Origin of the sequence: Streptomyces sp. NPDC017056 (assembly GCF_044332485.1) — a bacterium.
In the GTDB taxonomy this organism is placed as follows: domain Bacteria; phylum Actinomycetota; class Actinomycetes; order Streptomycetales; family Streptomycetaceae; genus Streptomyces.
This window is the reverse complement of record NZ_JBIRPD010000012.1, coordinates 250,361-263,488: the sequence shown is the minus strand read 5'-3', so window position 1 is coordinate 263,488 and position 13,128 is coordinate 250,361. Positions and strand designations below refer to the sequence as shown.

Here is a 13,128-nt window from a genome sequence, read left to right as displayed (position 1 = left end):
GGCTTCCGGTGAAGGAAGCTGTCGGTTCGAATTCGAATCCGATTCCCCGTCGGAGGGGGTTGTTCGCGCCTTCCGGCGTGATCACTACTTTAGCGGTTTCGCCCGGTGACTCATAATCGAGTCGGCGGTTCGAATTCCGGCATGCCGAAATTGTTCCCGTTCGGGAGTCGTGCAGTAGTGATTGTGCCGCCGGTGCGGCGTGAGGGGCTGTCGCGGTGCCTGTCGGCGCCGTGGCAACTCGGAGAACACTACACGAGGGCTCGGAGCGCTTCAAACCCGTGCGCGGGGGGCGGCTCGGGGCGTAGCGTGGTCCGCATGACCTCGCATGCGCTCGTACAGCAGTGGTGGCCCGCCTGACGGCGGCCGCCCCCCAGTGCATGCAGACGACGGCCGCCGCTTTCGGCGGCCGTTTCGCGTATCTCCTCGCAGCCGGCCGGCGGGTGCGGCGGTCCCGGGACCAGTTCGGGAGACGAGAGATGACGCGGATCTTCAGTGGTGTGAAGCCGACGGGGCACCTGACCCTGGGGAACTACCTGGGGGCCCTGCGCCGCTGGGCGGACGAGGACCAGCACCGGGCCGAGGCGCTGTTCTGCGTCGTGGACCTGCACGCGCTGACCGTGGACCACGATCCGGCGCGGGTGCGCAGGCTCAGCCGGCAGGCCGCCACGCTGCTGCTCGCCGCGGGCCTGGATCCGCGGCTGTGCACGTTGTTCGTGCAGAGCCATGTCGACGAGCACACGCGGCTGGCGTATCTGATGGAGTGCACGGCCTCCGACGGCGAGATGCGGCGCATGATCCAGTACAAGGAGAAGGCGGAGCGCGAGCGGGCGCGGGGCGGGAGCGTACGGCTGTCGCTGCTGACGTATCCGGCGCTGATGGCCGCCGACATCCTCGCGTACGGGACGCACGAGGTGCCGGTGGGTGAGGACCAGACGCAGCACGTGGAGCTGACGCGGGACCTGGCGGTGCGGTTCAACCAGCGGTACGGGCAGACGTTCGTCATTCCCAGGACGACGCACCCGAAGGTGGCCGCGCGGGTGATGGATTTGCAGGACCCGACGTCGAAGATGGGGAAATCGCACGCCCGTACCGCGGGGATCGTCTATTTGCTGGACGAGGCAGAGGTGGTGCGGAAGAAGGTGATGCGGGCCGTGACGGACGCGGGGGCGGATGTCGTGTACGACCGGGCGGAACGGCCGGGGGTCGCGAATCTGCTGGATGTGCTCGCGGCGTGCGTCGGGGGTGACCCGGTGGGGCTGGCCGAGGAGTACGACTCGTACGGCGCGCTGAAGAAGGACGCGGCCGAGGCGGTCGTGGAATTGCTGCGTCCGGTGCGTGAGCGGCATGCCGAGCTGGTCGCGGACCCGGGATATGTGGACTCCGTCCTGCGGGACGGGGCCGAGCGGGCCCGGGCCATGGCGCGGCCGCGGGTGGACGCGGCGTACCAGGCGGTGGGGTTGCTGCCGGCGAATTGAAGGGACGGCCGGAGGTGTGGCCACCGGCGTGTGGGGGTGGCACGTCGGTGGCCGGGAGGCGTGCGGCGCGGGTCAGCCGTTGCCGGAGGCCAGTTCGCGGCTGCGGTCGCGGGCCGCTTCGAGGGCGGCGATGAGGGCGGCCCGTACGCCGTGGTTCTCCAGCTCGCGGATGGCGTTGATGGTCGTGCCCGCGGGTGAGGTGACGTTCTCGCGGAGGGTGACCGGGTGCTCGCCGCTGTCACGGAGCATGGTGGCGGCGCCGATGGCGGCCTGCACGATCAGGTCGTGGGCCTTGTCGCGCGGCAGCCCGAGCAGGATGCCGGCGTCGGTCATCGCCTCGACGAGGAAGTAGAAGTAGGCGGGTCCCGAGCCGGACAGGGCGGTGGCCGCGTCCTGCTGGGTCTCCGGGACGCGGAGGGTCTTGCCGACGGTGGCGAAGATTTCCTCGGCGCGGGTGAGGTGGGCCGCGGTCGCGTGGGTGCCGGCCGAAATGACGGACATGGCCTCGTCGACGAGGGCGGGGGTGTTCGTCATGACGCGTACGACGGGGGTGGCGTCGGGCAGCCGCTCCTCGAAGAAGGCGGTGGGGATGCCGGCGGCGCCGCTGATGACGAGGCGGTCGGCGGGGGTGTGCGGGGCCAGCTCGGTCAGCAGCGTGCCCATGTCCTGCGGTTTGACGGTCAGGATGAGGGTGTCGGCGGACTTGGCCGCCTCCGGGTTGGTGACGGGGGTGACGCCGTAGCGGGTGCGGAGCGCTTCGGCGCGTTCGGGGCGGCGGGCGGTGACCATCAGGTCGGAGGGGGCCCAGCCGCCTCGGATCATGCCGCTGAGGAGGGCCTCGCCGATTTTTCCGGTGCCGAGTACGGCGACCTTCTGGGTCATGTTGCGGTTCACCTCGCCGGTGGGGCTGCGGATACGGGCGGCCGGGCGGGCCGCTGGATGCCCGGTCATCCTCGCATCGCGGGGTGGCGGAGGGCGGGGGCGTTCACGTTGTGGGCACGGCGGAGGCGAACGGGGCGGGGTCTTACGAGGCGGGGGGCCTATGGGGTGCGGCGGCGGAGGGTGGTGGTGCCGAGGGCGAGGACGACGAGGGCGCAGGCGGTGACGATGAGGATGTCGCGGAGGAAGGCGCCCGTGGGGGCTGGGTGGGCGAGGATTTCGTTCATGGCGTCGACCGCGTAGGACATCGGGAGGACGTCGGAGACCGCCTTGAGGACCGGCTGCATCGTGTCGCGCGGGGCGAAGAGGCCGCACAGGAGGAGCTGCGGCATCAGGACTGCGGGCATGAACTGGACGGCCTGGAATTCGGACGAGGCGAAGGCCGAGACGAAGAGGCCGAGGGCGGTGCCCAGGAGGGCGTCGAGGACGGCCACCAGGAGGAGCAGCCAGGGGGAGCCCGTGACGTCCAGGCCCAGCAGCCAGACGGACAGGCCGGTGGCCAGGGCGGACTGGACGATGGCGAGGGCGCCGAAGGCCAGCGCGTAGCCGCCGAGGAGGTCGGCCTTGGCCAGGGGCATGGCGAGGAGGCGTTCGAGGGTTCCGGAGGTGCGCTCGCGGAGGGTGGCGATGGAGGTCACCAGGAACATGGTGATCATCGGGAAGACGCCGAGGAGCGCGGCGCCGACGCCGTCGAACGTGCGGGGGTGCGCGTCGAAGACGTAGCGGAGCAGGGCGGTCATCACGCAGGGGACGGCCAGCATCAGGGCAATGGTGCGCGGGTCGTGGCGCAGTTGGCGCAGCACCCGGGCGGCGGTGGCCAGGGTGCGGGCCCCGGAGACGGGAAGTTCCGCGGGGGTCATGGGGTCGGCTCCGGGGAGTGAGGGGTGGCATTTTCGGCGGCCCGGGCCTCGTCGACGAGGCGGAGGAAGGCTTCCTCGACGGTGTCGGTGCGGGTGCGGGCGCGCAGCGCTCCCGGGGTGTCCTCGGCGAGGATGCGGCCCTCGCGCAGCAGGACCAGCCGGTGGCAGCGCTCGGCCTCGTCCATGACATGGGAGGAGACCAGGAGGGTGGCGCCGCGGTCGGCGGCGAGGCGGTGGAAGAGCTGCCACAGGTCGCGGCGGAGGACGGGGTCCAGGCCGACGGTGGGTTCGTCGAGGACGAGGAGTTCCGGGGTGCCGAGGAGGGCGACGGCCAGGGAGACGCGGCTGCGCTGGCCGCCGGAGAGGTGGCCGGCGAGGGTGTCGGCGTACGGGGCGAGGTCGACGTCTTCGACGGCGCGGCGGACGCTCTCCCTGCGGCCGGCGCGGGCGGCCCGGCCGGGGTGCAGGACCGCGGCGAAGTAGTCGAGGTTCTGGCGGACGGTGAGGTCGTCGTAGACGGCGGGTGCCTGGGTGACGTAGCCGATACGGGGGCGCAGGCGGGCGTGTCCCGCGGGCCGTCCGAGGACGTCGAGGGTGCCGGTGGCCTTGGCCTGGGTGCCGACGACGGCGCGCATCAAGGTGGACTTGCCGCAGCCGGAGGGGCCGAGGAGGCCGGTGATGCGGCCGTGCGGGACGTCGAAGGTGAGGTTGTCCAGGACGGTGCGGCGGCCGCGTACGACGGTGAGGGCGCGGGCCCGGACGGCGGGGTCCGTGGTGTCGGCGGGTCTGGCGGGGGTGGCCGGTTCCGCTGGTCCGGCCAGGCCGCGACCATAATTCATCATGTGTTGAATATGGCGCCGTACGCCTGGGCGCGTCAAGGCGTACGGCGCGCTCCGGCGACCGCCGGGGGGACGGGAACCGACCGCTCCCCTTCGCTGACTCAGCGTTTACATGACGGTTACACAGAGGCTCGCTCAATTCCCTGTCCTCCTGGACACAATGAAGTTGACTGCCCAACCACTGCCGGAGGGGGCCGACGTCATGCGCCGCGTGCTGCTGTTCGTCATGGCAGCGCTGCTGGCGTTCCCGGTCCGCTTCGACGGGGCCCACGGGCAGGCGGCCGGCGTCGGGGCCTCGGCACGGGTCGGCGCGCACGCCGCGAGCGCCGTCGTCCCGTACGCGCACGACGACCGCGATTCCGCCGACACGGCGACCGAGCGCTGCCCGACCGGACGCAGCGCACGCTCCGCGACCGGCATACCGGCCTCCCACCCCGGCGGCGACCAGACCAGGTGCGCGACCGACCCCACCGTCCCGCCGGCCGCCGCCCCGCACCCGACGGCCCCGGTCACCGGGTGCCGCGCCGTACCTCTGACGCGCTCGGGCCAGCTCCCCATAAGCCATCGCGTCTTCCGCTGCTGACCGACACCGGCACCGGTGCCGACGCCGGCACCCACGCCGCCGAGAGGTCTCCCGGCGGCGCCTGACCGCAGGCGCCCCCGGGCGGTCCCCCGTGCCCGCACGGCACACGGTTCACGGATCGCACGGATCGATCCGGGAATCCGCCTTCCCCGCCCGGCGCAGGTCAGCGCCGCGCGGTCCACCGCAACGCGCCGGAGGCATTCCCATGCAGAAAATCACCGATATACGCGCGGATTTCACCGCGTCCCTCGTCGTCTTCCTCGTCGCCGTCCCCCTGTGCGTGGGCATCGCCGTCGCCTCCGGAGTACCGGCCGAACTCGGCCTCGTCACCGGGATCGTCGGCGGCCTGCTCACCGGTTTCCTGCCCGGGAGCAGCCTCCAGGTCAGCGGGCCCGCCGCCGGCCTGACCGTCCTCGTCTACGAGGCGGTGCGGGAGTTCGGGCTCGGCGCCCTGGGCGCGCTGGTGCTCGCGGCCGGCGCGCTCCAGCTGGCCATGGGCGCGCTGCGGCTGGGGCGCTGGTTCCGCGCCATCTCGGTGGCCGTCGTCCAGGGCATGCTCTCGGGCATCGGGCTCGTCCTGATCGCCGGGCAGCTGTACGCCCTGACCGACGCCAAAGCGCCCGGCACCGGGCTCGCCAACCTCGCGGGCCTGCCGGAGCTGGTGGTCGACACGATCTGGTCGGACCAGGCGCTGACCGCGGCGGCGATCGGTGTCGGCACCATCGCCGTCCTGGTGCTGTGGCCCCGCTGGCGCCGCGCGGCCCGTGTACTGCCGGCCCCGCTGGCGGCCGTGGCGCTGGCCACCGCCACCGTGGCCCTCCTCGGCCTGCCGGTGGCCAGGGTCGAGGTCGCGGGGCTGGTGTCGGCCGTGCAGCCGCCGGGCGGCGCGGACTTCGCCCGGCTCCTGGAGGTCGGCGCGGTGGGCACCGTGCTGGCCTTCACGCTGATCGCGTCGGCGGAGTCGCTGTTCAGCGCGGCGGCCGTGGACCGGCTGCACGCCGGGCCGCGTACGGACTACGACAAGGAGCTGATGGCGCAGGGCGCGGGCAACGCGGTGTGCGGGCTGCTGGGGGCGCTGCCGATGACCGCGGTGATCGTGCGCAGCGCCGCGAACGTCCGGGCGGGGGCCAGGACGAAGGCGTCGCGGGTGTTGCACGGCGTGTGGCTGCTGCTGTTCGCGGCGGCGTTCCCCGCGGCGCTCGGCGTCGTGCCGCTGGCCGCGCTGGCGGGGGTGCTCGTGCACGCGGGTTTCAAGCTCATTCCCGTACGGGAGTTCGGGCCGCTGTGGCGCGAGCACCGGGGCGAGGCCGTGGTGTTGGCGGGGACCGCGGTGGCGATCGTGGCGACGAACATGTTCGAGGGGGTCGTCGTCGGCCTGCTGATGGCGGTCGCGAAGTCGGCGTGGGAGACCTCGCATGTGCACCTGGAGGTGTCGGGTCCTGAGGGCGGGCCCCTGTACGTACACGCTCTCGGCAACGCCACGTTCCTGCGGCTGCCCCGGCTGCTGGACCAGCTGGAGGCGCTGCCGCACGACCGCGACGTCGTGCTGGACCTCTCGGGGCTGCGGCATCTCGACCGTGCGTGCGCGGCGGCGCTCGGCAGTTGGGCGGAGCGGCGGCGGCCGGCGGACGAGCCCGGTGCCGGAGCCGCAGCAGTCCGGACATAAGGGTGGATAAGTACCGTTAAGTGGAAGGGGGCGGCGTTGCGGGGTCAAAGGGCCGTAGGGTCGGGGAGCTTGATCCACCCGCCCTACGACCCTAGGAGCCCCGTGATCCGCCGGCCTCTCCGCTACTGCGGTGCGACCGCCGCGCTCTCCGTCGCCCTGCTGCTTTCCTCCTGTACGAGCGCGTCCCGCCTGGACGGCACGCACGGCGCGGGCAGCGTGCAGGACCCGCTCTTCCGCGCCCTCGGCAACGGCGGCTACCAGGTCGGCCACTACGGACTCGACCTCGACTACGACGTACGCGGCGGCACCCTGGACGCCACCGCCGAGATCAGCGCCACGGCGCAGGCCGACCTCGCCTCCTTCAAGCTGGACCTCCAGGGCATGAAGGTGCACGGCGTACGGGTGGACGGCAAGGACGCCGAGTTCACCCGCAAGGGGCACAAGCTGACGGTCCGCCCGCAGGAGACCGTGAAGAAGGGCGCCACGTTCCGTACGACGGTCGAGTACGACGGCGAGCCCGAGGAGATGACGGACCCGGACGGCGCCACCGAGGGCTGGGTGCGCACGGAGGACGGCGCGTTCGTCGCGGGCCAGCCGGCCGGGTCCATGACGTGGTTCCCCGGCAACAACCACCCGGGCGACAAGGCCGCGTACGACTTCAAGATCACCGTGCCGGACGGGTACACCGCCGTCGCCAACGGCGAGCTGCGCGGCAGGAAGAGCGACAAGGGCCGGACCACCTTCGAGTGGCACAACGCCGAGCCGATGGCCACCTACCTCGCCACCGCGACCATCGGGAAGTTCACCGTCAAGGAGTCGCGCACGAAGGACGGGCTGCCCGTCTACACGGCCGTGGACCCGGCGGAGGCCAAGGAGAGCGCCGGGCCGCTGGGCAAGCTGGACGAGATCCTCGACTGGTCGGTGAAACGGTTCGGCCCGTATCCGTTCTCCTCCGCCGGGGCGATCGTCGACCACACGCCCGAGCGCGTCGACTGGGGCGCCCTGGAGACGCAGACCAAGCCCGTCTACGCCGGCGCGCCGGACGAGGGCACGGTCGTGCACGAGACCGCCCACCAGTGGTTCGGCGACTCGGTGACGCCGAAGACCTGGAAGGACATCTGGCTCAACGAGGGGTTCGCGCAGTACGCGGAGTGGCTGTGGGAGGAGGACAAGGGCGGCCGGACGGCGCAGCAGCAGTTCGACGCGCTGTACGCCACCGACGAGGACGACGAGGACATCTGGGGCTTCCCGCCCGCCGACCCCGGCAAGCCGGAGAACGTGACCGGCGACCCCGTCTACAAGCGCGGCGCCATGGTCCTCCAGCAGCTCCGGAAGGCCGTCGGCGACAAGGTCTTCTTCGGCATCTTGAAGGACTGGCCGAAGGAGCACCGCCACGGCAACGCCGACACCCGGGAGTTCGTCGACTTCTGCCAGGACCGCACGGACGTCGACCTGGAGGACCTCTTCGACGACTGGCTGTTCGGGGACGGAAAGCCGGACTGGGAGTACTGACCGGGCCGGAAGAACCGGGGACGTCCGGCCGCGGGTGGGACCGGCCGCCCCTCCCCTCACAGCGCGTCGAAGTCCAGGTGCGCCAGCTTGTCGGGGTTGACGACCGCGTCGGCCTCCGTGATCCGGCCCTCGTGGACCGTGAAGGCGATCACCGCGGTCTGCTCCCCCACCGGGTCGACGAAGACCAGGCCCGGCGCGCCGTTGACGTCCCGTACGAACAGCCGCATCGTCTCCGGGTCGAAGTTCCTGCCGACCAGCCCGCACGTGTACCGGGCGACCTTGTCGCGGCCCAGTACGGGGCGGCGGGCCGCGGTGACCCGGCCGCCGCCGTCCGTGCGCCAGATGACGTCCGGGTCCAGTACGGACATCAGCGCGTCCAGGTCGCCGGCGGTGACGGCGGCGAGGAACGCCTCGACGGTACGGCGGTGCTCCGCGCGGTCCACGGTGCGGCGCGGGGCGTCGGCCCGCACCCGCTTGCGGGCGCGCGAGGCGAGCTGCCGCACGGAGTCGGGCGTGCGGCCCACCACGTCGGCGATCTCCGGGAACGGGACGGCGAAGACGTCGTGCAGGATGAACGCGGTCCGCTCGGCCGGGGTGAGCCGTTCCAGGACGGTGAGCAGCGCCAGGCCGACGGACTCGTCCAGGGTGACCCGGTCGCCGACCGCGTCGTCGGCGCTCCCGGCGACGACCGGCTCCGGCAGCCACGGGCCGACGTACGTCTCGCGGCGGGCCCGCGCCGAGCCCAGCAGGTCGTAGCAGACCCGGCTGACGACGGTCGTCAGATAGCCCGCCGGGCTGGCCACTTCCGTGGTGCCGGGCAGGGCCTGCCAGCGCAGCCACGTCTCCTGCACGGCGTCGTCGGCGTCCGTGACCGTACCCGTGATCCGGTATGCGACCGCCCACAGCCGGCCCCGCTGCTCCTCGAACCGCGCGAGCCGCTCGTCCCTCGCCGCCTGCGTCACGTCGTCACTCCTTGTCCGTACGGGCCGCCGTGTACGGGCCCCCTGAGTCAGACGGTCCGGCGGGCCGGAGTGTGACAGTCACGTCGAGGGCGTACGGCTCCTCGACCGTCCCGTCCGGGAAGAGCTCCAGCAGTGCGGCGCGCTCGGCCTCCAGGACGGGGCGGGCCGCCTCGGGCCCGATCGCGGCGAAGTACGAGCGGCTGCCGAGCATCGCGAGGTGGGTCTCCAGCGGCACCCGGCGGGTCCAGGCCAGCTCGCGCGACTCGGGTTCCAGGCCGAGGCCGAGACCGCGGATCAGGTCCGGGGCGCGGGGTGCGACGCGGTCCACGTGGTAGCCGGGCAGCGCGCGCTCGATCCGGGCCTCCTGCTCCCGGCACCAGGCCACGCGCGGGTCCGGAACGTTCCACCAGACGGCGAGCGCACCGCCGGGCCGCAGCACCCGCATCGCCTCCGGGACCGAGCGGGCCGGCGCGGTCCAGTGCCAGGACTGGGCGTACGTGACGAGGTCGAAGCCCGCGCCGCCGGCGAAGGGCAGCGCGTCGCCGAGGGCGCGCACGAGAGGGGTGCCGGGGCCTGCTGCACGCAGCTCGGACGCCATCGCGGCGCCCGGCTCGACAGCCGTGACACCCGCGCCGCGCGCCGCCAGCAGCCGGGTCGCGATGCCCGTACCGGCGCCCACGTCGAGCACCCGGGCACCGGCGAGCGGCCGGCCGGCGAGCTCTTCGAGGGCGTCGAACAGCGCGGGCGGGTAGCCGGGGCGGGCGGCGGCGTACTGCGCGGCGACGGCATCGAAGGACCGGGCGAGGACCGGGCGCGTCGGCCGGTGGAGCGGCGGCTGCGGCATGCGGGCATGGTGCCTCGCGCGGCGGGGGCGCGGGTGGGATTTTCCGACGGTTTACCGTTCCCGGCACCCGGCGGCACGGTCCGCATGCCAAGCGCGGCGCGACCCGGCGGTACCGCGCACCGGCGCTGCTAGGCGCGCTTCTTCTTCGACGCCTTCGGTGTCTTCTTGGCTGCCGGGTTGCCCGTGCGGGTGCTGCGGCGGCGCTCGTGGCGCTCGCGTTCCGCCTCGTACTCGGCGCGCCGCACCGCCTCTCCCGGTGCCTCGACGAGGCTGCGGCAGAAGTAGGCGAGCAGCGAGCCGATGAAGCCGATGAGCAGCAGGCTCTGCCCGGACCTGTCGGCCGGGCGGTCGGCGGGCGCGTCGGCGGCGGCGCGGGTCAGGCGTTCCCAGGTGCGGCGGAACGCGACCGCGCTGCACACCGCGAAGCAGACCACGACCAGGACGTTGAGGAACGAGCCGACCTCGGCGATCTCCAGGCCCTGGAAGGCGAAGCGCAGCACCACCGCGCCCGCGGCGGCGAGCGCCAGGGAGCCGGCGGCGACCCCGGCCCGGCGCAGGCCGTAGCCGCCGTCGTGGTGCACCCAGGTCGTCCCGAAAAAGCGGATCGCGGCCGGCTCGGGTCCTGTCCGGTCCGGGGCGGGCCGTGTCTCGTCGCTCATGGTGTCGATTATCCCCGGCGGGCCCCGGCGGCCGTACGGCGCGGCCGCCGGGCCGGTCAGTTCGCGCAGAGCGGGGCCACGAAGCCGTCGCTGCCGGTGCGGACGTAGCTGTCCGAGACGTACTGGCCGGGGGCGATGCAGTCCCAGATGTCGTTGGTGCCGTACGGGCCGCTGACCTGCTCGCCGTGGCGCTGGCAGCGGATGGCGACCCGCGCCCCGTACGGGAGCTGCCGGACGAGGGAGGCGCGGCTGCTGGGGCCGCTGCGGACGTTGAGGCGGTAGCCGGGCGCGACGGGGTAGGTCACCGCGGCCGTGGCGGCGGCCGTGACCTCCTCCGTGCCGGCGCCTTCGACCGTGCCGACGGCGTTCTCCTGCGTGCTGGTCATGGTGTGCTCCCCCGTGGTGTCGTCCGGTGGCCCGAAGCGGCCGGTGCGCGGCCGCGGCCGTGCACCGCGCACGCTAGCAAGCCTCACCTGTCTCGTACGCACCATCGACTAGGCTCCGTGCGTCGCATCTGCGGCCCATGACACGGGGGTGGGGAGATGCCGCCGCTGCGCGGTTCCGGGGCGGACCCGGAAGCGGAACGTCCGCAGTACGCGGGCCGGTACCGCCTTGACGCGCGCCTGGGCTCCGGCGGGATGGGCGTCGTCCATCTGGCGCGGTCGTCGTCCGGGCTGCGCCTCGCGGTGAAGGTCGTGCACGCCGACTTCGCCCAGGACCCCGAGTTCCGCGGCCGGTTCCGGCAGGAGGTGGCGGCGGCACGGCGGGTGAGCGGCGCGTTCACCGCGCCCGTGGTGGACGCCGACCCGGATGCCGCCCTCCCCTGGATGGCGACCCTCTACATCCCGGGCCCGACCCTCGGCGACCACGTGAAGCGGAACGGCCCGCTGCCGCCCGGCGAGCTGCGGCGGCTGGCCGCCGGCCTCGCCGAGGCGCTGCGCGACATCCACCGGGCCGGCGTGGTGCACCGCGACCTGAAACCGGGCAACGTGCTGCTCGCCGCCGACGGCCCCAAGGTCATCGATTTCGGTATCTCGCGGCCCGCGGACAGCGAGATGCGCACCGAGACCGGCAAGCTGATCGGTACGCCGCCGTTCATGGCGCCCGAGCAGTTCCAGCGGCCGCGCGAGGTGGGCCCCGCGGCGGACGTCTTCGCGCTGGGTTCCGTGCTGGTGCACGCGGCGACCGGGCGGGGCCCTTTCGATTCGGAGAGCCCGTACATCGTCGCGTACCAAGTGGTGCACGACGAGGCGGACCTGACGGGCGTCCCGGAGGACCTGGCGCCGCTGATCCGCACCTGCCTGGCGAAGCGGCCGGCCGACCGGCCGACGCCGGACATGCTGATGCGGCTGCTGAGCACCGAGCTGCCGACGGAGGTCCACGAGGAGGCGGCGCAGGAGGCGGCGGCGTACGCCGGTCCGCCGGCGGCCGCCGAGGCCGTCGTGCCCGCGCAGGTTGCCGCGCCGCCCGGGCAGGACGGGACCACGCATGTACGGGGCCGGGAGGCCGCGCCCCCTGCGGAGAAGGCCGCCTCCGCTCCCCGCCGCCGCTGGGCGGTCTGGTCGGCCGTGGCCGCCGTGCTGGCCGGCGCGGGTGCCTTCGCGGGCGTACGGGCCCTGGGCTCCGAGGACGCCACGGCGCTCCAGACGCGTACGGCCGGCGCCACGGCCGCCGCCTTCCGCCCCTGGCACACCCCGCTGGTCGAGCGGCCCGCCGGCCACCCCGCCGAGATGCCCTTCTGCACCTACGGCGGGTCCGCCCTGTTCTGTGTCGAGCGGGGCCTGAAAGCCGGGCGGGTCGATCCGGAGAACGGCACCGTGTCGTGGCGGAAACCAGGCGAACCGGTGCGCAAGGGTGACACCCCGCCGGGCGCGCCGGTGTTCTCCGGCGGGCTGCTCTACGTGCGCTCCCCCGACGGCAAGCGGCTGGAGGCGCTCGACCCGTCGGCCGGCGGGAAGGGCGCGACGCGCTGGAGCAAGGACCTGACGGGGTACGACGCCGACATCCGGTTCGTGGGCGGCGCCCTTTTGCTGACCGCGCGCGACGGCATGGTCACCGCCCTGGACAGCGCCACCCACCGGGAGCTGTGGCACCACCGCTACCCGGCCCAGCCGCTGGGGCAGTTCACCGCGTACGGGGACGGCCGTACCGCGTACGCGGCCACCGTCGCGGCGGACGGCGCCACCACCATGGTCACCGCGATCGACCCGGCGCACGGCACGCTGCGCTGGGAGCGGCGGCTGCCGGGCTCGCTCACCCTGGCCGGTGCGGGCACGTCCGGCTCGGTCTACCTCACCGCGGCCGACCCGCTCGTCGTCACCCGTACCGCGGCCGTCGTCCGCTACGACCCCGGCACGCACCGGGTGCGGCGGCTGCCGCTGGGCGCGCCGGTGGACGACGCGGCGGCCGTGGTGCGCGGCGAGACGGTCTATCTGCTGGCCTCCGGCGGCACGCTCCAGGCGGTCGGCGACCGGCGCTGGAGCGTGGAGACGTCGGTGAGCCGGGCGTCGGCGCCGGTGCTCGACCCGAAGGGCGAGCGGCTGTACTTCACGGGCGCCGACGGCCGGCTGCTGGCCGTGGAGACCCGGCGCGGCGCGCTGCTCGGCCAGACCCCGCCCCGGCTGGCGACCGGCCGTACCGGCTACCTGGAGAAGCTGCCGGCGCCGCTGCCCGATCCGCGGCACGGCCGGGTGTACGCGGCGGCGCCGGACGGCACGGTGTTCGCCGCCGACACGGAGAACCCCGCCCGCTGGTGAGGCGGGCGGGGTTCCCGGCGAGCCGCCGGAGCC

The 13,128-nt window shown here is 73.7% G+C and carries 12 protein-coding genes; 5 read left to right on the top strand and 7 right to left on the bottom strand.

Annotated features, from left to right (window positions below; all coding sequences use genetic code 11):
• Nucleotides 1-476 precede the first annotated feature (476 nt).
• Complete coding sequence (trpS, locus tag ACH4OW_RS23760; RefSeq protein WP_398029927.1) at nucleotides 477-1,475, top strand: tryptophan--tRNA ligase; 999 nt, start codon at nucleotides 477-479, stop codon at nucleotides 1,473-1,475.
• Nucleotides 1,476-1,547: 72 nt separating this feature from the next.
• On the opposite strand, the gene proC is transcribed toward trpS, so the two are convergent.
• From proC to ACH4OW_RS23745, 3 genes are all read right to left on the bottom strand, one after another.
• A complete protein-coding gene (proC, locus tag ACH4OW_RS23755) occupies nucleotides 1,548-2,357 on the bottom strand; it encodes a pyrroline-5-carboxylate reductase (protein WP_360136802.1) in 810 nt (269 codons plus the stop codon).
• 158 nt (nucleotides 2,358-2,515) lie between these two features.
• A complete protein-coding gene (locus tag ACH4OW_RS23750) occupies nucleotides 2,516-3,274 on the bottom strand; it encodes an ABC transporter permease (RefSeq protein ID WP_398029926.1) in 759 nt (252 codons plus the stop codon).
• Complete coding sequence (locus ACH4OW_RS23745) at nucleotides 3,271-4,116, bottom strand: ABC transporter ATP-binding protein (RefSeq protein ID WP_398029925.1); 846 nt, start codon at nucleotides 4,114-4,116, stop codon at nucleotides 3,271-3,273. The genes ACH4OW_RS23750 and ACH4OW_RS23745 overlap by 4 nt, the downstream gene beginning before the upstream one ends.
• A 163-nt stretch (nucleotides 4,117-4,279) precedes the next feature.
• Here ACH4OW_RS23745 and ACH4OW_RS23740 point away from each other — a divergent pair, with 163 nt between their 5' ends.
• The 3 genes from ACH4OW_RS23740 (at nucleotide 4,280) to ACH4OW_RS23730 (ending at nucleotide 7,874) form a co-directional block, all read left to right on the top strand.
• The gene (locus tag ACH4OW_RS23740) at nucleotides 4,280-4,696 is read left to right on the top strand and encodes a hypothetical protein (RefSeq protein WP_398029924.1); all 417 of its coding nucleotides are present in this window, start codon (nucleotides 4,280-4,282) and stop codon (nucleotides 4,694-4,696) included.
• A 205-nt stretch (nucleotides 4,697-4,901) separates the two neighbouring features.
• Nucleotides 4,902-6,362, top strand: coding sequence for a SulP family inorganic anion transporter (locus ACH4OW_RS23735; RefSeq protein ID WP_398029923.1), 1,461 nt, complete (start codon nucleotides 4,902-4,904; stop codon nucleotides 6,360-6,362).
• Nucleotides 6,363-6,464: 102 nt separating this feature from the next.
• Nucleotides 6,465-7,874, top strand: coding sequence for a M1 family metallopeptidase (locus ACH4OW_RS23730; RefSeq protein WP_398029922.1), 1,410 nt, complete (start codon nucleotides 6,465-6,467; stop codon nucleotides 7,872-7,874).
• Between the two features lie 56 nt (nucleotides 7,875-7,930).
• On the opposite strand, the gene sigJ is transcribed toward ACH4OW_RS23730, so the two are convergent.
• The 4 genes from sigJ to ACH4OW_RS23710 all read right to left on the bottom strand — a co-directional run bounded on the left by sigJ (nucleotide 7,931) and on the right by ACH4OW_RS23710 (nucleotide 10,725).
• Entirely contained in the window at nucleotides 7,931-8,836 is a 906-nt protein-coding gene (sigJ, locus tag ACH4OW_RS23725) for an RNA polymerase sigma factor SigJ (RefSeq protein ID WP_398029921.1), read from the bottom strand.
• A 4-nt stretch (nucleotides 8,837-8,840) separates the two neighbouring features.
• The gene (locus ACH4OW_RS23720; protein ID WP_398029920.1) at nucleotides 8,841-9,680 is read right to left on the bottom strand and encodes a class I SAM-dependent methyltransferase; all 840 of its coding nucleotides are present in this window, start codon (nucleotides 9,678-9,680) and stop codon (nucleotides 8,841-8,843) included.
• A 128-nt stretch (nucleotides 9,681-9,808) separates the two neighbouring features.
• On the bottom strand, nucleotides 9,809-10,339 hold the full coding sequence (locus ACH4OW_RS23715; protein ID WP_398029919.1) for a hypothetical protein: 531 nt from the start codon (nucleotides 10,337-10,339) through the stop codon (nucleotides 9,809-9,811).
• 56 nt (nucleotides 10,340-10,395) lie between these two features.
• A complete protein-coding gene (locus ACH4OW_RS23710; protein WP_360136788.1) occupies nucleotides 10,396-10,725 on the bottom strand; it encodes an SH3 domain-containing protein in 330 nt (109 codons plus the stop codon).
• Nucleotides 10,726-10,881: 156 nt separating this feature from the next.
• On the opposite strand from ACH4OW_RS23710, the gene ACH4OW_RS23705 reads away from it, so the two are divergent.
• The gene (locus ACH4OW_RS23705; RefSeq protein WP_398029918.1) at nucleotides 10,882-13,095 is read left to right on the top strand and encodes a PQQ-binding-like beta-propeller repeat protein; all 2,214 of its coding nucleotides are present in this window, start codon (nucleotides 10,882-10,884) and stop codon (nucleotides 13,093-13,095) included.
• The last annotated feature ends 33 nt before the right edge of the window (nucleotides 13,096-13,128 follow it).